We start from the raw sequence: 26,311 nt of genomic DNA on the forward strand, positions 1-26,311 counted from the left end.
GGGCGCATGCGGAACCTCGTCGTGCTCGACGCCCCGTCCAATCTGGGGCTGCGCCCGCCCGCCCCCGGCACCGTGCCCGGCTGCTACAAGCTCGCCGGGGCCCTGCGGGAGCAGGGCGTCCTGCGGCGGCTCGGTGCGCTGGAGGGCGGCGTGGTGGTGCCGCCGCGGTACGACCGCGGGGACTGGCGGGAGGGCGACGGGGTGTTCAACGCCGCCGCGCTCGCCTCCTACACGCGCAGGCTCGCCGACCGGATCGAGCACCACGTCCGGGCCGGGGACTTCCCCGTGGTGCTCGGGGGCGACTGCTCGATCCAGCTCGGCGCCTCGCTCGCGCTGCGCCGCCTGGGGCGGTACGGGCTGGTCGCGGTCGACGCCTCGCCGGACTTCCGGCACCCGGGCGTCTCGGACCGGATCGGCGCGGCCGGCGGTGAGGAGGTCGCGCTGGCCACCGGGCGCGGGCAGGACGACCTGACCGACCTGGAGGGGCTCAAGCCCTATCTGCGCGACGAGGACGTGCGGTTCTTCGGGATCCGGGACGCCTTCCGGGACGACGCGGACTGTGTCGAGCTCGCCGCCCTGAAGATCCCGGTGGTGACCGTCGGCCAGCTGCGCGAGTGGGGCGCGGAGGCGCTCGCGCGGGCCACCGCCCAGTCCTTCGCGAGCGGGGTCGTGTCCGGTTTCTGGGTGCACCTGGACGCCGACGTGCTGGACCCGTCCGTGATGCCGGCCGTGGACAGTCCCGACCCGGACGGGCTGCTGCCCGGCGAACTGGTGGAGTTGCTGCGGCCGTTGCTCGCCTCCCCGCTCTGCGTGGGATTCAACGTCACCATCTACGACCCCGATCTCGACCCGGACGGCACGGCGGGCGCGCTGCTCACCGACATCGTGGTGGACGCCTTCGCCCGGCCGTGACCGGCACCGGCAACGCCCCGCGCCGGGCGCCCCGAACCCAACCGTGACCGGGACCGGCAGCGCCCCGAGCCGGGCGCCGCGAAGGCGGAGCGGCACCCGCCGGCGGTCACGTCATGCGGGGAGGGCCGCCCGCTCCTTCCGGCCCGCTCCCGCCGGCCTCGGCAGCCACAGCAGCATGAGCACGGCCGCCACGAGCAGTACCGCCGCCGAGACGCGGAAGGCCATGGCGTAGCCCACGACGAGGGCGGCCGGGCCCGGTTCGCCGTGGCCGTCGGCCAGGGGCGTGGCCGCGGCGGCGACCGTGCTGAGGACCGCGAGGCCGATCGCGCCGCCCATGGTGCGGGAGGTGTTGACGAGCCCGGAGACGAGGCCCGCGTCGCCTGGGGCGGCGCCGGAGGTGGCGAGCGTGGCCAGCGGGGTGGTGGCGAGGCCGATGCCGCCCATCATGAGGATGCCGGGGCCGAGGATCGTCCCGGCGAAGCTCCCGTCGGCGGTCAGGGTCGACTGCCAGGCGAACCCGGCCGCGGCGACGAGGATGCCCGCGACGGCGAGTCCCCGGGCGCCGGTGAACGGCATGAGGCGCGGGGCGGCCTTCGAGCCCAGCAGGACGGCCAGGGAGCTGGGCACGAGCGCGAGTCCGGCCTGGAGCGGGGTGTAGCCGAGGACGTTCTGCGCGTACACCGTCATGAAGAACCACATGCCGAAGGAGCTGCACCCGCACAGCAGGATCCCGGCGTTGGCCGCCGTCACGGCCCGGTTGCGGAAGATGCCCAGCGGTACGAGCGGGGCGGCGGTACGGGCCTCCACGGCCACGAACACGGCGAGCAGGGCCGGGCCGCCGAGGAGCGGCAGCAGGGTCTCGGGGGCGGTCCAGCCGGTGAGTTCGGTCTGCACGACGCCGTACGCGAGGACGGCGAGGCCCGCCGTGACGAGGACGGCCCCGGGCAGGTCGAGGCGCCGGCCGCCGCCGGTGCGGCTCTCGCGGAGCCACAGGACGGCGGCGGCGAGGACGAGGACGCCGACGGGCGCGTTGACGAGGAGGACCCAGCGCCAGGAGAGCAGGTCCACGAGCAGGCCGCCGACGAAGCCGCCGGCCGCTCCCCCGGCGGCGCCGACCGCCGTCCAGGTGCCTATCGCCCGGGTGCGGGCGGCCCCGGTGGGGACGGCGGAGGTGACGAGGGTGAGGGTCGCGGGCGAGAGCACGGCGGCGCCGAGGCCCTGCGCGGCGCGGGCCGCGATCAGGTAGGCGCCTTCGGGGGCGAGTCCGCCGACGACGGAGGCGGCGGTGAAGAGGCCGAGCCCGCCGAGGAACATCGCCTTGCGCCCGTAGAGGTCGGCGGCCCGGCCGCCGAGGAGCATGAAGCCGGCGAAGGCGATGGCATAGGCGTTGAGCACCCACTGCAGCCCGAGCGGCGACAGGCCGAGGTCGGCGCGGAGGGACGGGAGCGCGACGTTCATGACGGAGACGTCGAGGACGACGAGGAACTGTCCCGCGCAGGCGACGAGGACGACGAGCCAGGGCCGTGGGGTACGGGCGGCGGCGGAAGCGGTGGCGGAGGGGTGTGCGGGGGCGGGGAGGGCCGTACCGGCCGGGTCGGTCTGCGGCATTCCGTCATGGTCGCAGACCCTCTCCGCCCCGTACATGAGACTTTGGTCCCGGGACCGGAGGAGGGGTGTCACGGACCGGCGGGGCCCGGTGTCCCGGGGAAGGGACATCCGCCCGTGGAACGGGGGACGGCGCCGCGCGGCCGAGGGACGGACACGGCGCGGCCCCGGAGGCGGTGGAGCCTCCGGGGCCGCGTGGTCCCGCTTCCACCTCCGTCAGCGGAGGTGGCCGCCGGCCGCCGCCCGTACGAAGGCCGTGAAGGCGGCGGGGGTGGCGAGGAAGGCCGGGCCTTCCGGGGCCTTGGAGTCGCGGACCGCGACGTGCGCGGAGAGGTCGGCGACCTCGACACACTGCCCGCCGGTGTCACCGCTGTACGAGGACTTGCGCCAGGCTGCGGTGCCGAGCGGGGCGCACTCGACGCAGTTCCCGCCGGTGTCGGAGCTGTACGACGACTTACGCCAGCGCGCGCCCGTCAGGTTCAGGTCGGTCCCCATAGTGCTCCTCCATCACGCGGGCGATCAGTGCGGCCGAGTCCCGCACCGAGAGGGCGGCTGCCTGGAGGTGATCGTAACGGAGCGAGCCCTCCCTGAAGGCGGCCGGATTGGCGGTCATATGGCCCTGCACGAAGTCCTCGGTGTAGACGAGATCGGGGTCGTCCTCGAACCGCAGCAGGTTGAACTCGCCGGGCAGCCCCGCATGAGCCCCGGCCTCGAAGGGGAGGATCTGGATCTTCACCCACTCCTTCTCCTGCATCCGCAACAGGTGGGCGAGTTGCTCCCGCATCACCTCCCGGCCGCCGATCTCCTGGCGCAGTACCGCCTCGCTCAGGACCACCCAGAGCAGGGGCGGCGTGTCCCGTTCCAGGATCCGCTGCCGTTCCATGCGGGCCGCCACCTTGGCGTCCAGGTCGCCCTCGGTCCGCACCCCCAGAACGGCGCGCGCGTACGCCTCCGTCTGGAGCAGGCCGACCACCAACTGCGGCTGGAACGAGGAGATGTACGCCGCCTTCGCCTCCATCTCCGCGTACGGCTGGAACCAGGTCGGGAGCTGGCACCGCAGCACCAGTCCCACCAGGCGCGAGAAGAGGCCGCCCGTCATCAACGCGGCGTCCAGTTGCTCCGAGAAACGCCTGGTGGGGACCTTCTTCGCCGTTTCTATCTGACCGACGAGCGAGCCCGTGCAGTAGAGGATCTTCCCCAGCTGCGGCTGGTTGAGTCCGGCCTCCTCCCTCAAACGGCGGAGTTCGGACCCGTAGTAGTCCAGCGGCGAGGCGCTGGGATCCAGGTCACGGATGTTGGCCACGGCGAGGTCACCCCCAAGCTCACGCGTCGAAGCGTTGCGTCCTGTCCGTAGCCGAGCGTAACCAGTTGACTCCATCCTGGTGGCATGAATCACGTAACTGACCTCTATCCTGCGGAGCTTGCGTCGAGCTACCGCATGGGGTTCACCGTGGGTGAGCACTCGGCCGGTCACATGCGTCGCATCCTGCGCATGTTCCTCACGCGTTGGGAACTCGACCGGCTGTCCGATTCCGCCGGGCTCGCGCTCACCGAGCTGGTGGCCAATGTCGTCCGGCACGTGCCGGACCGCCGCTGCTCGGTGCTCATCCTCCGCGAGCCGCACGGGCTGCGGGTGGAGGTCGCCGACGCCGTACCGGGAAGCCTCGTCGCCAAGGCCGCCGACCCGCTGGAGGAGGGCGGGCGCGGACTCGTGCTGGTGGAGGCCGTGACGGACCGCTGGGGGGTGGAGGAGACGGGCGGCGGGAAGACGGTGTGGTTCGAGTGCGACGCATGAGGCACGATGGGCGCCCGTACCCGCGTACCCGCCAGTAGGAGGACCTGCCCATGGCCGCCGAGCCCCGCCCCGAGATCCTTGCCGCCTTCGAGGCCGCGAAGGGATTCATGCCGGTCGGGGAAGGTCTCGCGCTGTACGGGGCGGCCACCGAGGCGGGGAAGCTCGGGCTGCCGCTCCTGGAGGTCGGCACCTACTGCGGGCGCTCCACGATCCTCCTGGCGGAGGCGGCCCGGGAGGCCGGCACGGTCGCGGTCACCGTGGACCACCACCGGGGCAGCGAGGAGCAGCAGCCGGGCTGGGAGTACCACGACCCGACCGTGGTCGACCCGGAGGTCGGCGTCATGGACACCCTGCCGACCTTCCGCAGGACCCTGCGCAAGGCGGGCCTGGAGGAGCACGTCATCGCCGTCGTCGGCCGGTCCCCGCAGGTCGCGAAGGTGTGGGCCGGGCAGCTCGGTCTCGTCTTCGTGGACGGCGGGCACACCGACGAGCACGCCTCCGGCGACTACGAGGGCTGGGCGCCGAAGGTCGCCCCGGGCGGCCTGCTCGTCATCCACGACGTCTTCCCCGACCCGGCGGACGGCGGCCAGGCGCCGTACCGCATCTACCTGCGCGCCCTGGAGTCGGGGGACTTCGAGGAGGTCTCGGTCACGGACTCGCTGCGGGTGCTGCGCCGCCGCTGAGGGCCGCTGCCCGGCCGGGCGTCCGGGCGGGACGGCCTCCACCCGCCCGCTCCACCCTTCACCGGTCGCGCACGGCGTCCACCGAACCCGCCGCCCGCGCACCGACCCGGTATCGAGCCGGTACCGAGCCGCCGGCCACCGGTACGGGATTTCGGCCCGCGCAGGGCCTAAAGTCGCGGGGTGCCGTACGACCACCTTCACCGCCGCCGGACCGCCCGCCGTCCCCTCGCCCTGGCGCTCACCGCCCTCGCCTCCTGTGCCGTGCTCGCGGGCTGCGGCGCCGGGCAGGCCGCGCAGAGCGGCGGACACACGCCCGGCAAGGGCGGCGGGACGACCGGGCCCCGCGCCACGGGCGGCCCCGCCACTCCCGGAACCCCGAGCCCGTCCACGACGACGGCCGCGACCGCGCCCCCGGCCGGGTCGGGGCCGCTCGCCGGGCGGACCGTCGTCATCGACCCCGGCCACAACCCCGGCAACTTCCGCCACACCTCGGAGATCAATCAGAAGGTGGACATCGGTACCGGCCGCAAGGAGTGCGACACCACCGGCACCTCCACGAACGCCGGCTACACCGAGGCCTCCTTCACCCTCGACGTCTCCCACCGGCTGCGGGACCTGCTCACGGCGCGCGGCGCCACGGTGGTCCTCACCCACGACGCCGACCGGCCCTGGGGCCCCTGCATCGACGAGCGCGCCCGGATCGGCAACAAGGCCGGGGCGGACGCCGTCGTCTCCGTCCACGCGGACGGCTCGGGCACCGGCAACCGCGGCTACCACGTGATCCTGCCCGCCCTCGTCAAGGAGGGCTCCGCCGACACCACGGCGATCGTCGGCCCCTCGCGCGAACTGGGGCGGAGCATCGTGGCGGAGTTCCGCCGCGCCACCGGCACGGCTCCTTCCAACTACATCGGATCCGGTACGGGGTTGGACGTCCGGTCCGACCTCGGCGGCCTCAATCTGTCGACCGTCCCCAAGGTCTTCGTCGAATGCGGCAATATGCGTGATCCGGAGGACGCCCGGCTGCTCACGTCGGCGGCGTGGCGGCAGAAGGCGGCCCTCGGCCTCGCCGACGGCATCGAGACCTACCTCGAGGGGTAGAACCGGCGGGCGATAGATTCGCTCCGTACGATGGGGCCGCCCCCGTGCCCAAGACTCCGGCGCCAGCCCGACACGACGACGACCCGACGAAGGACTCTTACGTGAATATCCGCTCCCTCACTCGAGGCGATGGCGTGCTGATCGGTGCAGCGCTGGTGCTGTTCATCGCCTCGTTCCTCGACATCAGCGGCTGTGACGCCAGCGCGGCGATCTGCGACCAGGTGCCGTCCACGAACTCCTGGGAGCTGTCCCAGCTCGGCTGGGGCGCCGTCTTCCTCGGCATCGCCGGCGCCGCCCTGGTCGTCCTCTCGCACGGTCTTCCGCAGCCCCGCAAGGTCATCGGCCTGGAGCTCGGCCAGCTCGGCACGGCCTTCACCATCGCCTCGGCGTGGACCATGCTCATGTGGCTGTTCGAGTCGCACAACGCCGGCGCCGGCCTGATCCTCGGCCTGATCGCCGCGCTCGTGATGGCCGGTGCGGCCGTGGCCGGCCCGCTGGTCCCCGCCCTGAAGGCCCCGCTCCTCGGCGCGCCGCGCCCGCAGACCCCGCAGCCGTACGGCATGCAGCACGGCCAGCCGGGCGTCCCCGGCGGCTACGGCTACCCGGGCATCCAGCAGCAGCCCTACGGCGGCCCGCAGGACGCCTCGCAGGGCGGCGGCCAGCCGTACGGCGCGCACGCCGCCGCCGCGCAGCCGCAGCACCAGCAGGCCGGCCCGCAGGACCAGTCGCCGTCGCAGCCCGAGCCGCAGGCCGCCCAGCAGGCGCAGGCCGCTCCGGCCCAGACCGCCTCGGACTTCGCGCCGTTCTGGTTCGCCGTGCCGGTCGCCCGCCCGCTGTACGCGGAGGACGGTTCGCCGTCGCAGATCGCCGAGCTGGCGCCCGGCACCTGGTACCTGGCCGTGGACCAGCGCGGCTCCGCGCTCGTGGCGCAGACGCAGGACGGCCGTCGTGGTGTCCTCCAGGACACCACGGGCATCCAGCGCGGCTGACACCTCCACGGCAGCGGCCCCCCGGTCCGGATTCCTTCCGGGCGGGGGGCCGTCGGCGTACCGGGCGGGGTTCAGCCGCCGCTGAGCTGGGAGGTGCTCGGCACCTTGTCGACGACCTCGGCGCCCGCGCTGCGGCCCGCGTCCTTCACGCTGTTGATGACCTTTTCGAACGCGCCGACGTCACCACCGGTCGCCTCGCCCTTCCGGAGCTTGGTGCCCATGTCCTTGAGCGAGTCGATGCCGGCGGTGAGCGGGGCGACCGCCTTCGACAGGAGCGGGTCCCCCTTGGCGTTGTTGACGGCGGCCTTGAGCCGGTTGTAGGCGAAGGCACCGGCGAGGCCCGCCTTCACCAGGGCCACGGTGCGGCCGTCGGCCCCCTTCTTGAAGGTGCCCGCGCGGTACGGCTTGACGATCCACTGGTACGTGGCGCCCGCCGCGAGGCCCGCGTTGGCGACGAACCGGGTCTTGGCGAGTTTCTGCCGCTCGGCGGTCGCCGAGACCGAGGGGGTGGCCTGGCCGTTCGCCGTCCCGCTCTGCTTGTCGTCACCACCGCAGGCGGCGGTCGTGGCGAGGAGGGTGCCGGACAGGAGGACGGCGACGACGGCACGGCGCGCACGGGCGAAACGGGGCACGGTGAGCCCTCCCTGGGGCCTCGGGGACTGTGCCGTCAGCCTCACCCGGCCCTCGTCCCGCCGCACCCCCGGGCACCCCGTCGGGGTGACGCCCGGCGGCGGGCGGGTTCCCGCCCCCGCCGTCAGGCGCAGCAGTCGGGTTCGAGTCCGAGCGGGAGGCGTTCGCCGCCGAAGACCGCGACGGTCGCCTCGTCGCCGCCGAGCGCCGCCACCGCCAGGAGCAGGGAGCCGGCGGTCCAGGTGGTCCGCTCCTCGGGCCAGAAGGCCCGGTCGCCCTCGAAGACGTAACCGGTCCAGTAGCCGCCGTCGGAGGCCCGCAGGTGCTGGATGTCCTGGAGGACGGCGAGGGCCCGGTCGGACTCCCCCATCGCCCACAGGGCGAGGGCGAGCTCGCAGCTCTCGCCGCCCGTGACCCACGGGTTGGGCAGCACGCAGCGCACACCGAGCCCGGGGACGACGAACGCGTCCCACTGCCCGTCGATCCGCTCCTGTGCCTCCGCGCCCGTCACCGCGCCGCCCAGGACCGGGTAGTACCAGTCCATGGAGTAGCGGGACTTGTCGAGGAAACGCTCGGGATGGCGCCGTATCGCGTGCCGCAGTGCCCCGGCGGCCAGCTCCCAGTCCGGCTGGGGTTCCTCGCGGACCTCGGCGATGGCCAGGGCGCAGCGCAGCGCCTGGTGGATGGAGGAGCTGCCGGTGAGCAGGGCGTCCTCGACGGGGGTGCCGTCGGCCTCGCGCTTCCAGCCGATCTGGCCGCCGGGCCGCTGGAGGGCCAGGACGAACTCGACGGCGGCGACGACGACCGGCCACATGCGGTCGAGGAAGGCGTCGTCGCCCGTCGACAGGTAGTGGTGCCAGACGCCGACGGCGATGTACGCGACGAAGTTGGTCTCCCGGCCCCGGTCGGTCACCCGCTCCGGGTCGCCGTCGTGGTAGGCCGCGTACCAGGAGCCGTCCGGGTTCTGGTGCCGGGCCAGCCAGTCGTAGGCGCGGGCGGCTGCCTCGTGCTCGCCGGCCGTGTCCAGGGCCATCGCGGCCTCGGTGTGGTCCCACGGGTCCAGGTGGTGGCCCCGGAACCAGGGGATGGCGCCGTCCTCGCGCTGGGCGGCGAGGATGCCGGCGACGGTCTCGGCGGCCTGGGCGGCGGTGAGGACCCCCGGCAGGACCAGGTGCTCCGCGATCCGTTCGGGCGAGGTCACCGCGCGTCGGCCTTCGGGAGGTGGGGCTTGGTCGCGTACGCCACGAAGCTCTTGCCGACGACCGGGTTGAGCAGCTGCTCGGCGACCCGGGTGAGGGCGGGCTTCTTCATGATGTCCCAGACCAGCAGCTTGTGGTACGCGCGGACGGGCAGCGCCTTGTCGTTGTCGACGCCGAAGGCGCACTTGAGCCACCAGTACGGCGAGTGCAGCGCGTGCGCGTGGTGGGTGCCGTACGGCTTGAGGCCGGCCTCGCGGATCCTGCCGAGCAGTTCGTCCGCCTTGTAGATGCGGATGTGGCCGCCCTCGACCTCGTGGTAGGCGTCGGAGAGGGTCCAGCAGATCTTCTCGGGGCCGTAGCGGGGGACGGTGATCGCGATCCGGCCGCCGGGCTTGAGGACGCGGACCATCTCGGCGAGCACGCCCTTGTCGTCCGGGATGTGCTCCATGACCTCGGAGATGATGACGACGTCGAAGGAGGCGTCGGGGAAGGGCAGGTTGAGGGCGTCGCCCTCCATGGCGGTGGCGGTGGCCCCGGCCGGGGCCTCTCCGGCCTCCTTCATGGCGGCGAACCACTTGGCGACCTCGCGGATCTCCTCGCCGTTCCGGTCGAGGGCCACGACCCGGGCGCCGCGCCGGTAGCACTCGAAGGCGTGCCGGCCCGCGCCGCAGCCCAGGTCGAGCACGCGGTCGCCGGGAGCGAGCGGGAAGCGGGTGAAGTCGACGGTCAGCACGAGGGCCTGCCTTCGCGGTCGGGACGGTGGTGATGCGGTCGGCCGCGCAACGGCACGGACGCCGGGACGGTCGGGACGACGGTCGGGGCGGTCGGGACGACGGGCGGGTGGGCCACGGGCGCGGTCGCGGCGGCGGGCGGGCGCGGGGGCACCCGGGTGGGCACGGCGGCAGTCACGGACGGGTGCCTCCACGGGGCGCGGCGGCGCCCTGGCGTGCGACGGCCTCGCGGTACAGCTCGGCGGTGCCCTGGGCCGCGCGGGCCCAGGTGAAACGGTCCAGGACGCGGGCGCGTCCGGCGGCGCCGAGGCGGGCGCGGAGTTCCGCGTCGCCGAGGAGCCGGCCAAGAGCGGCGGCCAGCGCGCCGGCGTCGCCGGGCGGCACGGCCAGGCAGGTCTCGCCGTCGGTCCCGGCGACCTCGGGGATCGCGCCCCCGGTGGTGGCGACGAGCGGGGTGCCGGTGGCCATCGCCTCGGCGGCGGGCAGCGAGAACCCCTCGTAGAGGGAGGGGACGCAGGAGATCTGGGCGGAGCGCACCAGGTCCACCAGCTCGGCGTCGCTGATGCCCTTGACGAACTCGACGGCGCCGCCGAGCCCGTACCGCTCGATGGCCTGCGCGACCGGCCCGTCCTCGGCGCGCTTGCCGACGACGACGAGGTGGGCGTCCGGGTGCTCGGTGCGGAGCTTGGCGAGCGCCTCGACCAGGTGCACCAGCCCCTTGAGGGGGACGTCGGCGCTGGAGGTGGTGACGATCCGGCCGGGGACCTCGGCGACGGAGGGGTCCGGGGACCAGAGCGCGGTGTCGGCGCCGATGTGGACGACCTTGACGCGGTCCTCGCGGACGCCGAGGTGCTCGACGATCTCCTGGCGGGAGCTGCCGGAGACGGTCAGGACGGACGGCAGGCGGCGGGCGACCCGCTTCTGCATGCGGGTGAAGGCGTACCAGCGGCGGACCGAGGTGCGCCGCTTCCAGTCGGCGGCGGCGTCGAGTTCGAGCTGCCGGTCGACGGTGATGGGGTGGTGGATCGTGGTGACGAGCGGCGCGCCGATCGCGCGCGGCCCGCCGAGGAGCCCGTACCCGAGGGTCTGGTTGTCGTGCACGACGTCGAAGTCGCCCCGGCGGGCGGCGAGCAGGCGCCGGGCGCGCAGGGAGAAGGTGAGCGGCTCGGGGAATCCGCCGGTCCACATGGTGGCCACTTCGAGCGCGTCGATCCAGTCGCGGAACTCCTCGCGACGGGGCGTGCGGAAGGGGTCGGGCGAGCGGTAGAGGTCGAGGCTGGCGACCTCGGTGAGGGAGAGCCCCGCGAGGGGCGAGCCGTCGGGGTTCTCGTCCAGGACGGGGTACGGCTGGGAGCCGATGACCTCGACGCTGTGCCCGAGCCGGACGAGCTCGCGCGAGAGGTGCCGTACGTAGACGCCCTGGCCGCCGCAGAAGGGGTTGCCCTTGTACGTCAGGAGAGCGATCCGCAACGGACGGTCACCGGTGGCGGTGTCGCCCTGCCGGGGGCCTGCCTCTACGGCCTCAGCGGTCATGCGCGACCCCCTTCGAGCGTGCGTTTTCGCGCGAGCGTATCCGCTCGCGCTAATCTAGAACAAGTTACAGAGTCGATCGCTCATGCATCTTCTTGATCGTTCAAGGAGCACAGAATCTACCGGCAGGTAGCTCCGCGGTGAGAGCCGGAACGGGTGATTCACGCCACGGCCGGAGGGCCGCCATACTGTCGCTCCCACCGCACGGAACGGGAATCCATGACCGCAGACAGCAGAGCGGACCACAGACCGGCGTCACCGCACCTCACGGAGCGCCAGGAGGCCCGGCGACGGCGCATCCTCGACGCGAGCGCCCAGCTGGCGGCGCGGGGCGGCTTCGAGGCCGTGCAGATGCGGGAGGTCGCGGAGGCGGCCGGAGTGGCCCTCGGAACGCTGTACCGCTACTTCCCCTCCAAGATCCATCTGCTGGTGGCGACGATGCAGGACCAGCTCCAGCACCTGCACACCACGCTGCGCAGGCGGCCCCCGGCGGGCGAGGACCCGGCGGAGCGGGTGGCCGAGACGCTGATGCGCGCCTTCCGGGCGCTCCAGCGGGAACCGCAGCTCGCCGACGCGATGGTGCGGGCGCTGACCTTCGCGGACCGCAGCGTGAGCCCGGAGGTCGACACGGTCTCGCGGCTGACGACGGCGATCATCCTGGACGCGATGGGGACGGAGCACCCGACGCCCGAGCAGCTCTCGGTGGTGCGGGTCATCGAGCACACCTGGCACTCGGCGCTGATCACCTGGCTGTCCGGGCGCGCCTCGATCGCCCAGGTCAAGGTCGACATAGAGACGGTCTGCCGGCTGATCGCCCTGTCCGGGCGGGCCCCGCGGCACGCGCCGACCGGGTGAGGGCGGCGCCGGGCCCCGCGGCGGGGGCCCGGCCGACCGCCTCCGGTCAGGACTTCTTGTTCTTCTCCAGGTCGGCGGCGAAGAGGGCCGCGCACTCCGGACCGGTGTCGGTGCCGACGAAGAGGACGACCTTCAGCGGCCCGCTGAGGTGACCGCTGGCCTTGAGCGTCCAGTTGGACTTGGTCAGGGTCTTCATCTCCGAACCGGCCTGGGAGAAGGTCTGGCCCTCGGCCCAGCCGCCCTTGGTGAGGCCGGCGACGGTGTCCGCGAAGGACTTCTTCGGGTCGGCGGCCTTCTCGCTGTCGGCCGCCCAGGAGACCATGCACTCCTTGAGCTCGGGGGACACCGGGTCGCCCGTCGGGTCCTCGGTGAAGCCGGCCGCCGTCGCCGCCGTCTCGATCTCCTTGCTCACCGCGGCGGCGTCCAGCTTCCCGCCGCCGTCCGAGCCGGAGCCGCCCGAGGCGGACGGGGCCGCCGAGGCCGAACCGCCCTTGCCCGCGTCGGACTTGTCCGCGCCCTCGCCGCCGCAGCCCGCGACCAGCATCACCACACCGGCGGCCGCGGCCACCCACTTCGCCTTGCGCACAACTCTCCCGAACTCGCGCGCACGAAGGCCCGTTGCCCCCGTGACCAAGGGCCTAGTTTTGCACGCGGGAACGACACCCCGGCCCAACGGGCGTTTTGGTCAGGGCTGTTCGCCTCCGCGATCCGGACCCTCCTCCAGGAGCTCCAGCTCCCGCGCGGTGAACCGCTTCATGCACGCGTCCTCCGTGGCGATGAAGAGGAGGTTGTCGCCCGTGACCATCTCCCGCATGACCTGGTGCGTGGCGTTCAGCGTCCAGCCCCGCTTCGTGAGGGCGACACTCCGCATCGTGTCGCCCTTGTCGCCGATCTTCTGCTCCCGCGGCTCCCCGGCCGACCAGCCCCTCCACCGGAGGTCGGTGATCGCCTCGTCGAACCGGTCCCCCGTCCGGTCAGCGGGACGCGCGTAGGTGGCCCAGACGGCGGAGCAGGCCATGGCGCGTTCCGCCACCCGCCCCTTCTCCGTGGTCGGGGCGGGGGCGGTCCGGCCGGGCGTGGGGCCGCCGATCCCCGGGGTGTGGGAGCCGGGCAGTTTCGCCGCGGTCACGACCGCCATGATCTCGTCGTACACCGCCCTCCGGCCGAAGGGGCCGGTGGTGGAGGCCGGGGCGGCGGGGGCGGAGGCGGCCGGGGTGGCCGGGGCGGAGGCGGCCGGGGTGGCCGAGGCCGGCGCGGGAGCGGAGCCCGTGTCCGCGCCGCCGGGCCCGCATCCCGCCGCCAGAAGCGCCGCCGCCGTCGCGACGACGACGGCCGCCACCCGTGTGTTGCCCATGTCTTCCCCACCCTTGTCGCACGCTTGTGCGGGGAGTGTCACACAGGGGCCGGGGACTCCGCCGGGCGGGTCCGGCCGCCCGCCCGCGCCCATGTGAGGCGGCTCCCACCCCCGGGGAGCGGCGCCTACGGGCCGGTAGAGTGGGCGCGTCGTCATCATGCCCCGTACGGGGGGAAGCCGGTGCGAATCCGGCACTGACCCGCAACCGTGAGCCGCCTCGTCGCGAGCGCGGCGAGTCGGAATGCCCCGCCCGGGACGTGACGGCCGGCACCCGTCGAGGATTACGGAGCCGGAGCCCGGTGCCGTGAGGCGTACCGGTGACCGGCCGCAGGAGAGGGCCCCATGAACACCGTCCGCCGCGGCGCCGCCGCGCTCGCCGCCGCCGCAGTCCTGCTCGGCGCGGGAGCCACCGGCGTCGCCTCCGCCACGCCGTCGCCGTCCGCGCCGGCCCCCGCGACCGCCGCGGGGAACTCCTCCGGCCTGTACGGCAAGGGCGACCCCACCTATGACGGCGTGTGGCGCCAGTCGCTCGCCTTCCTCGCCCAGCGCGCCACCGGCTACCAGCCCGCCGACCGGGCCGTGGACTGGCTCGTCGCCCAGCAGTGCGCCGACGGGTCCTTCGCCTCCTACCGGGCGGACACCACTAAGCCGTGCGACGCGAAGACCCTGCGGGACAGCAACGCCACCGCCGTCGCCGTGCAGGCGCTGGCCGCCGTCCGCCGCCAGGCGGCGGACCCGGCCAAGGCCGACAAGGCCGTGCAGGCGGGCACCGCGTGGCTGCGGTCCGCGCAGAACAAGGACGGCGGCTGGAGCTACAGCCCCGGCGGCGCCAGCGACGCCAACTCCACCTCGATCGTGGTCAGCGCCCTCGCCGCGACCGGTGTGAAGCCCACCTCCTTCACCTCCGCCACGGGCCGCACCCCCTACGACGCGCTCCTCACCTTCGCCCTCCCCTGCGAGGACGAGACCGGCCCCGGCGCCTTCGCCTACCAGCCGGACAAGGCGGGCAAGCTGCTCGCCAACGCCGACGCGACGGCGGCCGCCGTCCTGGCCGGCCTCGGCAAGGGCGTCGCCGCCACCAAGGCCTCCCCGCCGCAGGCCCCGACCTGCGTCGACCTGCCCGAGCCGACCGCCGAGCGGGCCGCCCTCAACGGCGCCTCGTACCTGGCGAAGGCGCTCGTGAAGACCGGTCACCTGACCACCCCGCCGATGCCGGGCGCGACCGACCCGGCCGAGAAGCCCGACTTCGGCAACACCGCCGACGCCGTCGTCGCGCTGGCCGCCGCAGGTGTCGGCCGGCAGGCCGAGCCCGCGCTCCAGTGGCTGGAGCAGAACTCCGCCGCCTGGGCGAAGGAGAGCGGCCCCGCCGCCTACGCCCAGCTGATCCTCGCCGCCCGCGCCATGGAGGCCGACCCGCGCGACTTCGGCGAGGCCGACCTGGTCGAGCAGCTCAACGCCACCGGCCCGGCCCCCAAGACCCCGGACACCTCCGCCTCCTCCACCAGCGACGACGACGAGGGCGGCTTCGACCTCTGGTGGATCATCGGCATCGGCACGGTCGTCGGCGTCGGCATCGGCTTCCTCCTGAGCGGCCGCAAGAAGTGACCGCGCTTCGCCTCCGTACCCGTGGCCGGGTGGCGGGCGCCACGGCCGGGGCGCTGATCGCGCTCGCCGCGGCGGCCCCCTCGGCCGAGGCCGCCGGATACCGCTACTGGTCCTTCTGGGAGGCCGACGGCGGCCGCTGGACGTACGCCACGCAGGGCCCGGCGACCGCCCGGCCCGCCGACGGCTCCGCGATCGGCTTCCGTTTCGCGGTCAGCGCCGACTCCGCCGACGCGGCCCGGCCCTCCACCGCCCCCGACGCCGCCCGGACCTGCCGGGACGTGCCCGAGCGGGAGGGGACGAAGCGGGTCGCGGTCGTCGTCGACTTCGGCGGACCGAAGGACGCCCCGCCCGGCGAGACCCCGCCGCGCGACCTGCTGCGGGCCGGCTGCGCGCAGGTCCCGGAGTCGGCGACGGCCGCCGACGCCCTGGCGGCGGTCGTCACGCCGCTGCGGTACAACAGCGCGGCCCTGCTCTGCGGGATCGCCGGCTACCCGGCGAAGGGCTGCGGGGAGCAGGTCGCGGACGCCCCGCCGGCCACCCCCGCCCCGTCCGCCCCCGCGTCCGGGGAGACGGGCACCGCGTCCGCGCCCTCGGGCGGCGGCCCGTCGCTCGGCGTGCTCGTCGGCGGCGCGGCCGTGCTGGCCCTCGGCGGCGCCGCCGTCTGGAAGGCCCGCCGGCGCGGATGACCCCCGCCCGCGGCCCCGGCCGCCGTACCACCCGCACGTCCGAGCCCCGTCCCGGAGGCCGTAGCGCCGCCACCGCGTGGCGCGGCGGGTTCGCGGCCGCAGGGGCCGGACTCGTGGCCCCGGAGGCGAACCGGTCGAACGCGCTGCACGCCGGAGCGTGGTGGCTGTGGGCGCTCGGCCTCGCCGTCGCCGCCTCCCGCACCACCAACCCGCTCCTCCTCGGCCTCGTCGTCGCCGTCGCGGGCTACGTCGTCGCGGCGCGCCGCACGGACGCGCCCTGGGCCCGCTCGTACGGCGCGTTCGTGAAGCTCGGCCTGTTCGTCGTGCTTCTGCGGGTCGTGTTCTCGCTGGTCCTCGGCTCGCCCATCCCGGGCACGACCGCCCTGTTCACGCTGCCCGAGGTGCCGCTGCCCGACTGGGCGCGGGGGGTACGGATCGGGGGCCGGGTGACGGCCGAGCAGCTGGTCTTCGCGGTGTACGACGGCGCCAAGCTGGCGACCCTGCTGATCTGCTTGGGTGCCGCCAACGCGCTCGCCAACCCGGCGCGGTTGCTGAAGTCGCTGCCGGGCGCCCTGTACGAGGCCGGGGTCGCGGTCGTCGTGGCGATGACCTTCGCCCCGAACCTGGTCGCCGACGTGGTGCGGCTGCGCACCGCCCGCCGGCTGCGGGGCCGGCCCACGGGCGGGGTGCGCGCGGTGCTCCAGATCGGCCTGCCGGTCCTGGAAGGGGCCCTGGAGCGGTCGATCGCCGTGGCCGCCTCCATGGACGCGCGCGGCTACGGCCGTACCGCCCGCGTCCCCGACTCCGTACGCCGCACCACGAACGTGCTGGTCCTCGGCGGTCTCCTCGGCGTGTGCGCCGGTTCGTACGGGCTGCTCGCCGCGGAGGGCGCCGCGTACGGGCTGCCGCTGCTCGGCGCCGGGCTGCTCGCCGCCCTCGCGGGACTCCGACTCGGCGGGCGCAGGACCGTCCGCACCCGCTACCGGCCCGACCGGTTCGGGCCCCGGTCCTGGCTGGTCGCCGCCTCGGGCGTCACGGTCGCCGTCGCGATGGTCCTCGCCGCCGCCCGCGTACCGGACGCCCTGCGTCCCGGGGTCGTCCCGCTGGAGACACCGGAGCTGCCGCTGTGGCCGGCGCTCGCGGTCCTGGTGGGGCTGCTGCCCGCGTTCGTCGCCCCCGTACCGAAGGAGGACACGTGATCCGCTTCGAGAAGGTCTCCGTCACCTACGAGGGGGCCGCCGCGCCGGCCCTGCGGAACGTGGCCCTGACCGTGCCCGAGGGCGAGCTGGTGCTGCTGGTCGGCCCGTCCGGGGTCGGCAAGTCCAGCCTGCTCGGCGCGGTGTCCGGGCTCGTCCCCCACTTCACGGGCGGCACCCTGACCGGCCGGGTCACCGTCGGCGGCCGGGACACCCGCACCCACAAGCCGCGTGAGCTGGCGGACCTGGTGGGCACGGTCGGCCAGGACCCCCTGGCGCACTTCGTCACCGACACGGTGGAGGACGAGCTGGCGTACGGCATGGAGTCCCTCGGGCTCCCGCCGGCCGTGATGCGCCGCCGCGTGGAGGAGACCCTCGACCTGCTCGGTCTGGCCGAGCTGCGGGACCGGCCGATCGCGACGCTCTCCGGCGGCCAGCAGCAGCGGGTCGCGATCGGCTCCGTCCTCACCCCGCACCCGCGGGTCCTCGTCCTCGACGAGCCGACCTCCGCCCTGGACCCGTCGGCGGCCGAGGACGTCCTCGCGGTCCTCCAGCGGCTCGTCCACGACCTGGGCACGACGGTCCTCATGGCGGAACACCGACTGGAACGGGTCGTCCAGTACGCCGACCAGGTCCTTCTGCTCCCCGACGGCCGCATGGGCCCGCCGGCCGAGATCATGGCCGTCTCGCCGGTCCATCCGCCGGTGGTCGCCCTGGGACGCCTCGCCGGCTGGGACCCGCTCCCGCTGACCGTCCGTGACGCCCGCCGCCGCGCCACCGCCCTCCGCGACCGCCTCGCCGACCGCACCCCGCAGCCGCCGCGCGCGCTCGCGGGGCGGGACGGCGGTGCCGGTGAGGCCGGGGGCGCGGGCGGTGCCGAGGCGGCGGGTCCGTCCGCCGCGTCCCCCGGAAGGGGCTCCGGGCGCCGGCCCCTGTTCCGCCGGGGGCGTACCGCCCCGGCGGAGGACACGGCGCCCGGACCCCTGGTCGACGTGCGCGCCCTGGCCGTCCGGCGCGGGCGGGTCGAGGCGCTGCGCCGGATCGACCTCCGGGTGCGGGCCGGCGAGACGGTCGCCCTGATGGGCCGCAACGGCGCCGGCAAGTCGACCCTCCTCCACACGCTCGTCGGCACGGTCGCCCCCACCTCCGGCACCGTCCGCGTGGCCGGCCGGACCCCCCACACCACCGATCCGCGCGCCCTGATCCGGCAGGTGGGCCTGGTCCCGCAGGAGCCGCGCGACCTGCTGTACGCGGAGACCGTCGCCGCCGAGTGCGCGGCGGCCGACGCGGACGCGGGCGCCGCCCCCGGCACCTGCCGGGCCCTCGTGGCCGAGCTGCTGCCGGGCGTGACGGACACCACGCACCCCCGGGACCTGTCGGAGGGGCAGCGGCTCGCGCTCGCCCTGTCCGTCGTCCTGACCGGCCGCCCGCCGCTGCTCCTCCTGGACGAGCCGACCCGCGGTCTGGACTACGCCGCCAAGGCCCGGCTGGTCGCCCACCTCCGTACCCTCGCGGCCGCGGGACACGCGACCGTCCTGGCCACCCACGACGTGGAGCTGACCGCCGAACTCGCCGACCGCGTGGTGATCGTCGCGGGCGGCGAGGTGGTGGCGGACGGCCCGACGGCCGAGGTGGTCGTCTCCTCGCCCGCCTTCTCCCCGCAGGTGGCGAAGGTCCTCGCGCCCCGGCCCTGGCTCACGGTCGAACAGGTGGAGGCGGCCCTGTGAGCGCCGGCACCGCCGCCCGCCCGATCCGGCTGGGTCCGAAGTCGGTCGCGGCCCTGGTGCTGGTGTCCCTGGTCGGCCTGGCCGCCGCCGGCTGGCCGCTGGTGGCCGACGCGGGATCCGCCGTCACCGACCACGCGGCCGACGCGCCCTGGTTCTTCGCCCTGCTGCTGCCACTGCTCATCGCCGTCGTGGTGGCGACGATCGCGGACTGCGGGATGGACGCCAAGGCGGTGGCCATGCTGGGCGTGCTCGCCGCCGTGGGCGCCGCGCTGCGCCCGCTGGGCGCGGGGACCGCGGGCCTGGAACCGATGTTCTTCCTGATGCTGCTCAGCGGCCGGGTCCTCGGGCCCGGCTTCGGCTTCGTCCTGGGCGCGGTCACCCTCTTCGCCTCCGCGCTCCTGACGGGCGGGGTGGGGCCCTGGATGCCGATGCAGATGATGGCGATGGGCTGGTTCGCCATGGGCGCGGGCCTGCTGCCCGGGCCGGAGCGGATCCGGGGCCGGGGCGAGCTGCTGATGCTCTCGGCGTACGGGGTCGTGGCGGCGTTCGCGTACGGCACGGTCACCAATCTGTACGGGTGGGTGACCGTCGGCGGGGCGGGGCAGGCGATCTCCTTCCGGCCCGGGGACCCGCTGGGCGACAACCTGGTGCGGTTCCTGGCGTACGTGGTGGCCACCTCCCTCGCCTGGGACCTGGGGCGGGCGGTGCTCACGGTCGTCCTCACGTGGGCGGTGGGCGGGCCGCTGCTGCGGGCGCTGCGGCGGGCCACGCGGCGGGCGAACTTCGCGGCCCAGGTCACATTCGAGGGGTCCCGAAGGCCCCTCCCGGGTGAGGCCCCTCATAGGACCCAGGTCACGTACGAGCCGGAATAGTAGACCTGGAGAATCCTCTCAAAACACCCATACAGGGATCTCACCTGCGGAAACGGTCCGGCCTCGGGGCGCGAGGCGCTCCCCGGAGCACCCCCCGGGGTCCGAACCTTCCTCGTACAGGGGGTCGTTGCACCGCCCCGCCGGGTTTGCTTGTCTGGAGGACGTCGCCAGGCAGCCGGTGCTGATCGCAGCGCCACGGACGGCCGGTTCCCCCCAGTCCCCGGGTCTCCCGGGCTCTGGTTCCGGCATGCCGAAAACGCCCGGCGCGACCCATGTCCCCGACGTTAGGTATGACGTTTTGTTCCGCTCGCTCACCACTCGTGTCTCCGCCCGCCAGAAGACCTTCGCCGCCTCCGCAGCCGTGCTGCTCGGCGCGTCCGGTGCGGTGCTGGGCACGACGGGCTCGGCCTCGGCCGCCAGCCCGCAGGAGCTCGCCCGGCAGATCGTGCCCGCCTCGCAGTACGCGTCCTTCAGCAAGATCGTCGCGCACGAGTCCGGCTGGAACCCCGCCGCGACCAACTCCTCCAGCGGCGCCTACGGCCTCGTCCAGGCCCTGCCGGCCTCGAAGATGTCCTCGGCCGGTTCCGACTGGAAGACCAACCCGGCCACCCAGATCAAGTGGGGCCTGAACTACATGAACGAGCGCTACGGCTCCCCGAACGCCGCCTGGGCGTTCTGGCAGGCCAACGGCTGGTACTAAGAAGCACCGCCGGTAGCAGACAGCTCGACGGGTACCGGGCGGCTCCGCCGGTACCGGGCAGTCCCGCGGCTCACCGCCGCGACCCCGTGGCCCCGCGCCGTACCGGCGCGGCACGTCACCGCGCACGACCCCGCAGCACCGCGGCACGGCAGCGCCGTGCGGCAGTCGGCGCGCCGCCTCCCGGGCGGCGCCGCGCCCCCGTAGCACCCGGCCGGCCCTCGACGGGCCGGCCCGCGTCTCGCCGGTCCACGAGCCCGGCCGGACGACCCGCCGGGCCACGCACCCGGCCACACCGCGTCCCGCCGGTCCACGAGCCCGGCCGGACATCCCGCCGGTCCGCCACACCCGGTCCGCGCGTCCGCAAGGCCCCGCCCTCCGCACCCGGAGGGGCGGGGCCTGCGGCGTTTCCGGGCCCGCCGCCCCGGGTCCGTACCGCCGGAGCCCTCCCCTTCCCCCGCGGCCTCCTCAGAGCCGCTGGAGGATCGTCGCGGCGGCGAGCGCACCGCCCCCGCCCACGGTGACGAGGGCGAACTCCTGGTCGGCTCGCTCCAGTTCGTGCAGGGCGGTGGTCAGGAGGCGGGCGCCGGTGGCTCCGACGGGGTGGCCGAGCGCGAGCGCGCCGCCGTTGACGTTCACCTTCTCCAGACCGTCGAGGTCGCTCCCGAACTCCCGCGCCCAGCCCAGCACCACCGAGGCGAAGACCTCGTCGATCTCCACGAGGTCGATGTCCCGCAGGCTCATCCCGGCCCTGCCGAGCACCGCGCGGGTCGCGTCGACCGGCCCGTCGAGGGGGTGCTGCGGATCGGCGCCGACGAGCGCCTGGGCCACGATGCGGGCGCGGGGCCGCAGCTTGAGGGCGCGGGCCGTGCGCCGGGAGGCCCACAGGAGCGCGGCGGCGCCGTCGGCGGCCGGGGCCGCGCTCCCGGCCGTGTGGATCGCCAGGGGGAAGAGGGGCCTGAGCCGCGCCGGCTCCTCCATGCCGGTGTCGCCCGGCACCTCGTCCCGGTCGACGAGCCGCCCCGGGCCGTGCCCCGCAGCCGACTCCTCCTCGGTGGCGGGGACCCGGACGGGGAAGGTCTCGCGCTTGAAGCGCTCCTCGGCCCGGGCGACGGCGGCCCGCTCCCGCGAGAGCAGTCCGAGGGCGTCGGTGTGCTCCCGGGTGAGTCCACGACGGCGGGCGATGCGCTCGGCGGCCTCGACCGGGTGGGGCAGGTCGACGTCCCAGCCGTCGGGGAAGGGGCTGCCGGTTCCGGGCCAGGACCCGCGGCCGTCACCGAGCGGCTCGCGGACGCCGGGACCGAACGGAGAGCCGGAGCCGATCGGAGAGCCCGAGTCGAACGGGAAGCCGGACCCGAACGGGGAGCCGGACCCGGGTGGTACGCGGGACGTGGACTCGACGCCGCAGGAGACGCCGACGTCGATGACCCCGGCCGCGATCATGTCGGCCACCATGTGGCTCGCCTGCTGCGAGGAGCCGCCCTGGGCGTCGACCGTGCTCGCGGCCGTCTCGTACGGGAGCCCCATGGCGAGCCAGGCGGTGCGGGCGGGGTTGCCCGCCTGCTCGCCGGTCAGGGCGGCCGTACCGCCGACGATCTGCTCGACACAGTCGGCGGGGATGCCGGTGCGGCCGAGCAGTTCGCGGTAGGCCTCCCCCAGGAGGCGGGCGGGGTGGAGCCGGGCGAGCGCGCCGCCGCGCCTGCCGAGGGGGGTGCGTACGGCTTCGACGATGACGGGTTCCGCGGGCATGGCCTCGTCCTCTCCTCGGCCCCGGCCGGGAGTGTGGGCAACCGCCCGGTCGGCGCGTCAGGGCGACTGGTACGCGTTCCAGATTCCCGAGCAGTCTGAGGACTGCTACCGCGGGTACGCAAGGGTCGGGCGGGTGCTGGTTCCCGCCATGCCGGTCCGGACGGCTAGAACGCGTTGCCGTCGGGTGCCGGGCCCGGCACCGGCCTGGTGCACCGCCCCTCGGCGCCCGCCCGGCCCCGTACGGAAGCGCCCCGTACGGAGCCCGCCGCACCTCCCGGATCGCCTCTCCTCCCCGCCCCGTACGGAACCGGCCCTTCCCGGCCCGCGTCCGACACCACATGCGGGGGACACACCGAATCCTGACCACACTCGTCGCGCTGCTCGCCTTCCAGCTGCTCGGCACGCTCGCCGTACCGGCGTACGCCTGCGGCTGCGGCGCCATGATCCCGGACCCGGCGTCGCGCATCGGCGTGGACCGCGAGGAGTCCGCCGTCCACTGGGACGGCACCACCGAGACGATCGTCATGCGCTTCCACGTCAGCGGCAACGCCCGGCGCGCCGCCTGGATCATGCCGGTGCCGGGCCGCGCCGACGTCACGCTCGGCGACCCGGACCTCTTCGACCGTCTCGAAGACCTCACCGCCCCCGAGCGGCGCGACCGCTTCCACTTCTGGCCGCGCGGCGACGACTGGCCGTTCGACGCGGGCCGCGGCGACGGCGCGGGAGCGGCGGCGCCCGGCGGCGCGGACGGCGCCGGGGTCGGTGTCGTCGGACGGGAACGGCTCGGCCCCTTCGACGTGGCCCGGCTGACGGCCACCGACCCGGAGGCCCTCGGCACGTGGCTCCGCACCCACGGGTTCGACCTGCCCGACCGCCTGCCGGGCGCGCTGCGGCCGTACGTCGAGCGGAAGTGGGAGTACGTCGCCGTCCGCCTCGCCCCGGAGGAGGAGGACGCGGTCCTGCGCGGCGAACTCACCCCACTGCGGATCGCCTTCGCCTCGCCCGAACTCGTCTACCCGATGCGCCTCTCGCGCCTCGCGCGGACGCCGCAGTCCCTCGGCCTGTACGTCCTCGCCGACCACCGCATGGAGCCGCGCTCGGCGATCGGCGGCGAGCGCCCCGAGGTGACCTTCGCGGGCCACGTCGACCACCCGGAGGGGCCCGTCGCCGGCCTCACCGGAGGCCGCGCCGTCCACCTGACCGCCCTGGAGCAGGGCTTCCCGCACCCCGAGCGGATCGACGGGGACCACCTTCTGCGGACCGTCGCCGACACGCCGTACCGCCGCGTGGAGTACACCGACCGGCTGCTGACCGTCGCCGGCGGTGTCCCCGTCTGGCTGCTCACCGTGGGCGCCGGCGCGGCGGCCCTCACCGCCGGCGCGCTGCTGCGCGCCCGGCGGGAACGGCGGACCACCGGGGCGAACGGCGGTGTAGCGTCGGCCGCATGACGCACTCTCAGCCGAATCCGCAGTGGTCCGAGGTCGACACCTACGTCACCGATCTCCTCGCCCCCGCCGACGAGGCGCTGACCGCCGCGCTCGCCGACTCCACGGCCGCGGGCCTGCCCGAGATCGCCGTCGCCCCCAACCAGGGCAAGTTCCTCCACCTCCTGGCGCTCGTCCACGGCGCGCGGAAGATCCTGGAGATCGGCACGCTCGGCGGCTACAGCACCATCTGGCTCGCCCGCGCACTGCCCGCCGACGGCACGCTGACGACCCTGGAGTACGACCCGAAGCACGCGACCGTGGCTCGCGCCAACATCGCCCGCGCCGGCCTGGACGAGCAGGTCGAGATCCGCACCGGGGCCGCCCTCGACACCCTCCCGCTCCTGGAGCGGGAGGGCGCGGGCCCCTTCGACTTCGTCTTCATCGACGCCGACAAGGTCAACAACCCGCACTACGTCTCCTGGGCGCTGAAGCTGAGCCGCCCGGGCAGCCTGATCGTCGTGGACAACGTCGTACGCGACGGCAAGGTCGCCACCCCGCACCCGGACGACCCGGCGATCACCGGCACCCGCGAGATGTTCGACCTCGTCGCCCGCGAACCGCGCCTCGACGCGACCGCCCTCCAGACGGTCGGCACGAAGGGGTACGACGGGCTGCTGATCGCCCGCGTGACCGGCTGACGGCTGACGGCTGACGGCTGACCGGTAACTGCGTCCGGCCCGCCCGCCGGCAGGGGCCTCAGGCGACGGGCGCGGTGCGGCGCCAGCCGGCGAAGAGGGGCAGCCGGCCCGTCGCGTCGAGCACGACCATGCCGAACGGCCGGTCGAAGGCGACCCGTTCCACCGCTTCGGGACGGGGCGGTGCCGCGCTGCGGGCCGTGGTCACCTGGGTGACGGCCGCCGCCTCCATCCCCTCCTCGGCGATCTCGACCAGCGCCTCCTGCGCGACCCCGGAGACGAAGAGGTCCGCCGCCGAGAGCCCGGAGAAGTCCGCCCCGGGGCGCACGGCATGCGTGACGCCGAGGGCCGGCAGGTCGCCGGTCACATCGGTCCGCGTACGCAGGGAGAAACGCGGCAGGGCGACGTCGACGGCCCGCGTGCCGAGCGGGGCACGGTCGCCGTCGTCGCCGGCCCAGGCGGCGGCGATCACCTCGCTCGGCCCCGCGCCCCGGGGGCCGAGCGCGAACCGTACCCGGGGCGCCCCCTCCCCCGCGCAGGGCAGCTCCACGACGGTGACCCGGCCCGTCCGCCACGCCCAGGCGCCCGGCACGCGCCGGTGCATCGTCGGTACGGGCCGGGTGACCCCGTCGCCGTCCGTGAAGGGCGCGTCCCGGGTGAGGCGCCGCGGAAAGGCGCACGCCCACGCGGCCTTCAACGCCACCGCGTTGACCAGCACCAGCTCCTCCGAACCGTCCAGCTCCAACGGCAGCCGCGCGATCCTGCCGCCCGTGGCCCCCCGTACCCAGGTGTCGATCTCGCCCTGGGCGTCCGCGTCCCCCGGTTCGAAGGACAGATCGTCCGTGGCGCCGAAAGCGGTGTCGGGAAGCGCGAAGTACGCCGCCCCGGGAAGCGTCCCGAACCGTACGTCCGGCAACCCGCTCCGGAAGGAGCCGAGCACCGGCACCCTGCTCCACACCCCGGTCGCGACCGCGGCCCCGGCCGCCCCCTCGCCGATCCGCCGCCCGACCTCGGTCACCGCCCCGGCCGCCGCCTCCCCGCCGGCCCCGACGACCTCCCGCAGCTCCGCGGCGGTCCGCCCCCGCGCCCCCGCGGCCACGACACCGAGCGCCAGCCACAACCCGGCGGGCGCGCACACGAAGTCCCGCGCCCCGAACCGCTCCACCCACCGCCCGCCCCACTCCCGCACCGCGTCGGCGGCGCGTCCGAGGTGATCGTTCGCGGGGTGCGGGGTCATAAGCTGCCCTCCATGAGCATCGGGATCGTGAACGGGCCGAGCCACCCACCGGGGGCGGCCTTCCGCATCATGCCCGGCTCGCGGCAAGCAAGGGGCCGTTCCTTCCGCAGGACGTCTCCCGCGCCCCGAGGCCGGCCTGAGCGAGCGTGAACAGACGACGGCGGAAGAAGCTGAGCCGGCGCCTCGTCGAGGCGGCGGCCTTCGGCGACCGCACCCGCGTCCTCGCCCTGCTGCGGGCCGGGGCCTGCCCGGACGCCCGCGACGCCGAGGGCACCACACCGCTCTACGCGGCATCCGTCGCCGGAGCGACCGACAACGTCCTGTGCCTGCTGGCAGCCGGGGCCTCGCCGGACACCGAGAGCGGACACGGCGCGGAAGGCACACCCTTGTGCGCGGCCGCGTGCTGGGGCCACACCGCAACGGTACGGGCGCTGCTCGCCCACGGCGCCGACCCCCAACTCCGCGAGGACCACGGCACGGGCCGTTCCCCTCTCGAATGGGCGACGACCGGGCCCCACCCCGACACGATCGCCGCCCTTCTCGCCGCGGGCGCCCGACCACGCGACCGCACCGCACCGGCGGGAGCGGAAGACCGCACGTAGTCGGGCGGAACCAGCCACTCCCGGCCGTTGTTCTCGGGCCACAAGAACGCCATGGGATGCTTCCGGCTCCCTGGGCAGCTCGGCGGGATCCTCGTACCCCGGATCACGTCGCGCAGGGTGCCGACCGTTCCCGCGCCGGCCGATGTCGTCCGGCCGGTCACGCGACGTACGCAGCGGACGCGGCCGAGAGAACGCGTCCGGATCGGCGACGTCCCGAGCGACCAAGGAACGGCGCGAGTCCCGGGAGTCGTCCGCCACCGTGGCCGTACGCCCGCACGGCAGACACACGGACGCCGGTAGAGAACCGCGCGTCGGAGGCGCTGCCCCCACACGCTGTAGCCCCGCTCTGCACTCGTAACGCCCTGGAGCTCGGCACAGCTGCCACCACGGGTGGTCGGCTCGGGGCACCGGTACTCGGGGGCTACGGGGAATGGGGG

The 26,311-nt window shown here is 74.9% G+C and carries 26 protein-coding genes and 1 riboswitch; of the genes, 15 read left to right on the forward strand and 11 right to left on the reverse strand.

Features of this window, described 5'->3' with window-relative positions; genetic code table 11:
• Window positions 1-6: 6 nt before the first annotated feature.
• Window positions 7-912 carry an arginase family protein gene (locus tag ACFY60_RS28860; RefSeq protein WP_388608255.1) on the forward strand — a complete coding sequence of 302 codons (906 nt, stop codon included), beginning with the start codon at window positions 7-9 and terminating at the stop codon, window positions 910-912.
• Between the two features lie 111 nt (window positions 913-1,023).
• On the opposite strand, the gene ACFY60_RS28865 is transcribed toward ACFY60_RS28860, so the two are convergent.
• The 3 genes from ACFY60_RS28865 to ACFY60_RS28875 all read right to left on the reverse strand — a co-directional run bounded on the left by ACFY60_RS28865 (window position 1,024) and on the right by ACFY60_RS28875 (window position 3,820).
• Complete coding sequence (locus ACFY60_RS28865) at window positions 1,024-2,520, reverse strand: MFS transporter (protein ID WP_388608257.1); 1,497 nt, start codon at window positions 2,518-2,520, stop codon at window positions 1,024-1,026.
• A gap of 213 nt (window positions 2,521-2,733) precedes the next feature.
• Window positions 2,734-3,012, reverse strand: a complete 279-nt coding sequence (locus tag ACFY60_RS28870; RefSeq protein ID WP_388608259.1) for a DUF397 domain-containing protein — start codon at window positions 3,010-3,012, stop codon at window positions 2,734-2,736.
• Window positions 2,972-3,820: a Scr1 family TA system antitoxin-like transcriptional regulator gene (locus tag ACFY60_RS28875; RefSeq protein WP_388608261.1), complete on the reverse strand. Its 849-nt coding sequence runs from the start codon at window positions 3,818-3,820 to the stop codon at window positions 2,972-2,974. The genes ACFY60_RS28870 and ACFY60_RS28875 overlap by 41 nt, the downstream gene beginning before the upstream one ends.
• 84 nt (window positions 3,821-3,904) lie before the next feature.
• On the opposite strand from ACFY60_RS28875, the gene ACFY60_RS28880 reads away from it, so the two are divergent.
• The 4 genes from ACFY60_RS28880 to ACFY60_RS28895 all read left to right on the forward strand — a co-directional run bounded on the left by ACFY60_RS28880 (window position 3,905) and on the right by ACFY60_RS28895 (window position 7,082).
• Window positions 3,905-4,312: an ATP-binding protein gene (locus ACFY60_RS28880; protein WP_388608263.1), complete on the forward strand. Its 408-nt coding sequence runs from the start codon at window positions 3,905-3,907 to the stop codon at window positions 4,310-4,312.
• A 50-nt stretch (window positions 4,313-4,362) separates the two neighbouring features.
• Window positions 4,363-4,995 carry a class I SAM-dependent methyltransferase gene (locus tag ACFY60_RS28885; protein WP_388608265.1) on the forward strand — a complete coding sequence of 211 codons (633 nt, stop codon included), beginning with the start codon at window positions 4,363-4,365 and terminating at the stop codon, window positions 4,993-4,995.
• Between the two features lie 180 nt (window positions 4,996-5,175).
• Entirely contained in the window at window positions 5,176-6,093 is a 918-nt protein-coding gene (locus ACFY60_RS28890) for an N-acetylmuramoyl-L-alanine amidase (RefSeq protein ID WP_388608267.1), read from the forward strand.
• 101 nt (window positions 6,094-6,194) lie between these two features.
• The gene (locus ACFY60_RS28895) at window positions 6,195-7,082 is read left to right on the forward strand and encodes a DUF5336 domain-containing protein (protein ID WP_388608269.1); all 888 of its coding nucleotides are present in this window, start codon (window positions 6,195-6,197) and stop codon (window positions 7,080-7,082) included.
• A 71-nt stretch (window positions 7,083-7,153) separates the two neighbouring features.
• Here the strand turns inward: ACFY60_RS28895 and ACFY60_RS28900 are convergent, their stop codons facing one another.
• The 4 genes from ACFY60_RS28900 to ACFY60_RS28915 all read right to left on the reverse strand — a co-directional run bounded on the left by ACFY60_RS28900 (window position 7,154) and on the right by ACFY60_RS28915 (window position 11,175).
• On the reverse strand, window positions 7,154-7,714 hold the full coding sequence (locus tag ACFY60_RS28900) for a hypothetical protein (protein WP_388608272.1): 561 nt from the start codon (window positions 7,712-7,714) through the stop codon (window positions 7,154-7,156).
• Window positions 7,715-7,836: 122 nt separating this feature from the next.
• Window positions 7,837-8,913, reverse strand: a complete 1,077-nt coding sequence (locus tag ACFY60_RS28905; protein WP_388608274.1) for a prenyltransferase/squalene oxidase repeat-containing protein — start codon at window positions 8,911-8,913, stop codon at window positions 7,837-7,839.
• A complete protein-coding gene (locus ACFY60_RS28910) occupies window positions 8,910-9,644 on the reverse strand; it encodes a methyltransferase domain-containing protein (RefSeq protein WP_345283704.1) in 735 nt (244 codons plus the stop codon). The genes ACFY60_RS28905 and ACFY60_RS28910 overlap by 4 nt, the downstream gene beginning before the upstream one ends.
• A gap of 172 nt (window positions 9,645-9,816) precedes the next feature.
• On the reverse strand, window positions 9,817-11,175 hold the full coding sequence (locus ACFY60_RS28915) for a glycosyltransferase family 4 protein (protein ID WP_388608277.1): 1,359 nt from the start codon (window positions 11,173-11,175) through the stop codon (window positions 9,817-9,819).
• A 216-nt stretch (window positions 11,176-11,391) separates the two neighbouring features.
• On the opposite strand from ACFY60_RS28915, the gene ACFY60_RS28920 reads away from it, so the two are divergent.
• Window positions 11,392-12,027 carry a TetR family transcriptional regulator gene (locus tag ACFY60_RS28920; RefSeq protein WP_388608279.1) on the forward strand — a complete coding sequence of 212 codons (636 nt, stop codon included), beginning with the start codon at window positions 11,392-11,394 and terminating at the stop codon, window positions 12,025-12,027.
• Between the two features lie 46 nt (window positions 12,028-12,073).
• Here the strand turns inward: ACFY60_RS28920 and ACFY60_RS28925 are convergent, their stop codons facing one another.
• Both ACFY60_RS28925 and ACFY60_RS28930 read right to left on the reverse strand, forming a co-directional pair.
• Window positions 12,074-12,613 carry a hypothetical protein gene (locus ACFY60_RS28925; protein WP_388608280.1) on the reverse strand — a complete coding sequence of 180 codons (540 nt, stop codon included), beginning with the start codon at window positions 12,611-12,613 and terminating at the stop codon, window positions 12,074-12,076.
• 99 nt (window positions 12,614-12,712) lie between these two features.
• The gene (locus ACFY60_RS28930; RefSeq protein WP_388608282.1) at window positions 12,713-13,381 is read right to left on the reverse strand and encodes a hypothetical protein; all 669 of its coding nucleotides are present in this window, start codon (window positions 13,379-13,381) and stop codon (window positions 12,713-12,715) included.
• Window positions 13,382-13,551: 170 nt separating this feature from the next.
• A riboswitch (cobalamin riboswitch) is annotated at window positions 13,552-13,628 on the forward strand.
• 95 nt (window positions 13,629-13,723) lie between these two features.
• Here ACFY60_RS28930 and ACFY60_RS28935 point away from each other — a divergent pair.
• From ACFY60_RS28935 to ACFY60_RS28960, 6 genes are all read left to right on the forward strand, one after another.
• Complete coding sequence (locus ACFY60_RS28935; protein ID WP_388608284.1) at window positions 13,724-14,986, forward strand: prenyltransferase/squalene oxidase repeat-containing protein; 1,263 nt, start codon at window positions 13,724-13,726, stop codon at window positions 14,984-14,986.
• Window positions 14,987-15,015: 29 nt separating this feature from the next.
• Complete coding sequence (locus ACFY60_RS28940; RefSeq protein WP_388608286.1) at window positions 15,016-15,672, forward strand: SCO2322 family protein; 657 nt, start codon at window positions 15,016-15,018, stop codon at window positions 15,670-15,672.
• Window positions 15,669-16,871, forward strand: coding sequence for an energy-coupling factor transporter transmembrane component T (locus ACFY60_RS28945; protein ID WP_388608289.1), 1,203 nt, complete (start codon window positions 15,669-15,671; stop codon window positions 16,869-16,871). The genes ACFY60_RS28940 and ACFY60_RS28945 overlap by 4 nt, the downstream gene beginning before the upstream one ends.
• Window positions 16,868-18,595, forward strand: coding sequence for an ABC transporter ATP-binding protein (locus ACFY60_RS28950; protein WP_388608291.1), 1,728 nt, complete (start codon window positions 16,868-16,870; stop codon window positions 18,593-18,595). Before ACFY60_RS28945 ends, ACFY60_RS28950 begins: the two co-directional genes overlap by 4 nt.
• Window positions 18,559-19,467, forward strand: coding sequence for an ECF transporter S component (locus ACFY60_RS28955; RefSeq protein ID WP_388609189.1), 909 nt, complete (start codon window positions 18,559-18,561; stop codon window positions 19,465-19,467). Before ACFY60_RS28950 ends, ACFY60_RS28955 begins: the two co-directional genes overlap by 37 nt.
• A 298-nt stretch (window positions 19,468-19,765) precedes the next feature.
• Complete coding sequence (locus ACFY60_RS28960) at window positions 19,766-20,167, forward strand: transglycosylase SLT domain-containing protein (protein WP_309051625.1); 402 nt, start codon at window positions 19,766-19,768, stop codon at window positions 20,165-20,167.
• 465 nt (window positions 20,168-20,632) lie between these two features.
• Here the strand turns inward: ACFY60_RS28960 and ACFY60_RS28965 are convergent, their stop codons facing one another.
• Window positions 20,633-21,913, reverse strand: a complete 1,281-nt coding sequence (locus tag ACFY60_RS28965; RefSeq protein ID WP_388608293.1) for an acetyl-CoA C-acyltransferase — start codon at window positions 21,911-21,913, stop codon at window positions 20,633-20,635.
• A gap of 338 nt (window positions 21,914-22,251) precedes the next feature.
• Between ACFY60_RS28965 and ACFY60_RS28970 the strand changes: the two genes are divergently transcribed.
• Together ACFY60_RS28970 and ACFY60_RS28975 are read left to right on the forward strand one after the other, a co-directional pair.
• Window positions 22,252-23,361 carry a DUF2330 domain-containing protein gene (locus ACFY60_RS28970; protein ID WP_388608295.1) on the forward strand — a complete coding sequence of 370 codons (1,110 nt, stop codon included), beginning with the start codon at window positions 22,252-22,254 and terminating at the stop codon, window positions 23,359-23,361.
• Window positions 23,358-24,038 (forward strand): O-methyltransferase, encoded by a 681-nt coding sequence (locus ACFY60_RS28975; RefSeq protein WP_388608297.1) that lies wholly within the window; start codon window positions 23,358-23,360, stop codon window positions 24,036-24,038. Before ACFY60_RS28970 ends, ACFY60_RS28975 begins: the two co-directional genes overlap by 4 nt.
• A gap of 58 nt (window positions 24,039-24,096) precedes the next feature.
• Here the strand turns inward: ACFY60_RS28975 and ACFY60_RS28980 are convergent, their stop codons facing one another.
• On the reverse strand, window positions 24,097-25,272 hold the full coding sequence (locus tag ACFY60_RS28980) for a serpin family protein (protein WP_388608299.1): 1,176 nt from the start codon (window positions 25,270-25,272) through the stop codon (window positions 24,097-24,099).
• A 146-nt stretch (window positions 25,273-25,418) separates the two neighbouring features.
• Between ACFY60_RS28980 and ACFY60_RS28985 the strand changes: the two genes are divergently transcribed.
• On the forward strand, window positions 25,419-25,874 hold the full coding sequence (locus tag ACFY60_RS28985; protein ID WP_388608301.1) for an ankyrin repeat domain-containing protein: 456 nt from the start codon (window positions 25,419-25,421) through the stop codon (window positions 25,872-25,874).
• The last annotated feature ends 437 nt before the right edge of the window (window positions 25,875-26,311 follow it).

It is taken from the genome of Streptomyces sp. NPDC012827 (assembly GCF_042900905.1).
Classification (GTDB): Bacteria; Actinomycetota; Actinomycetes; order Streptomycetales; family Streptomycetaceae; genus Streptomyces; species Streptomyces gulbargensis.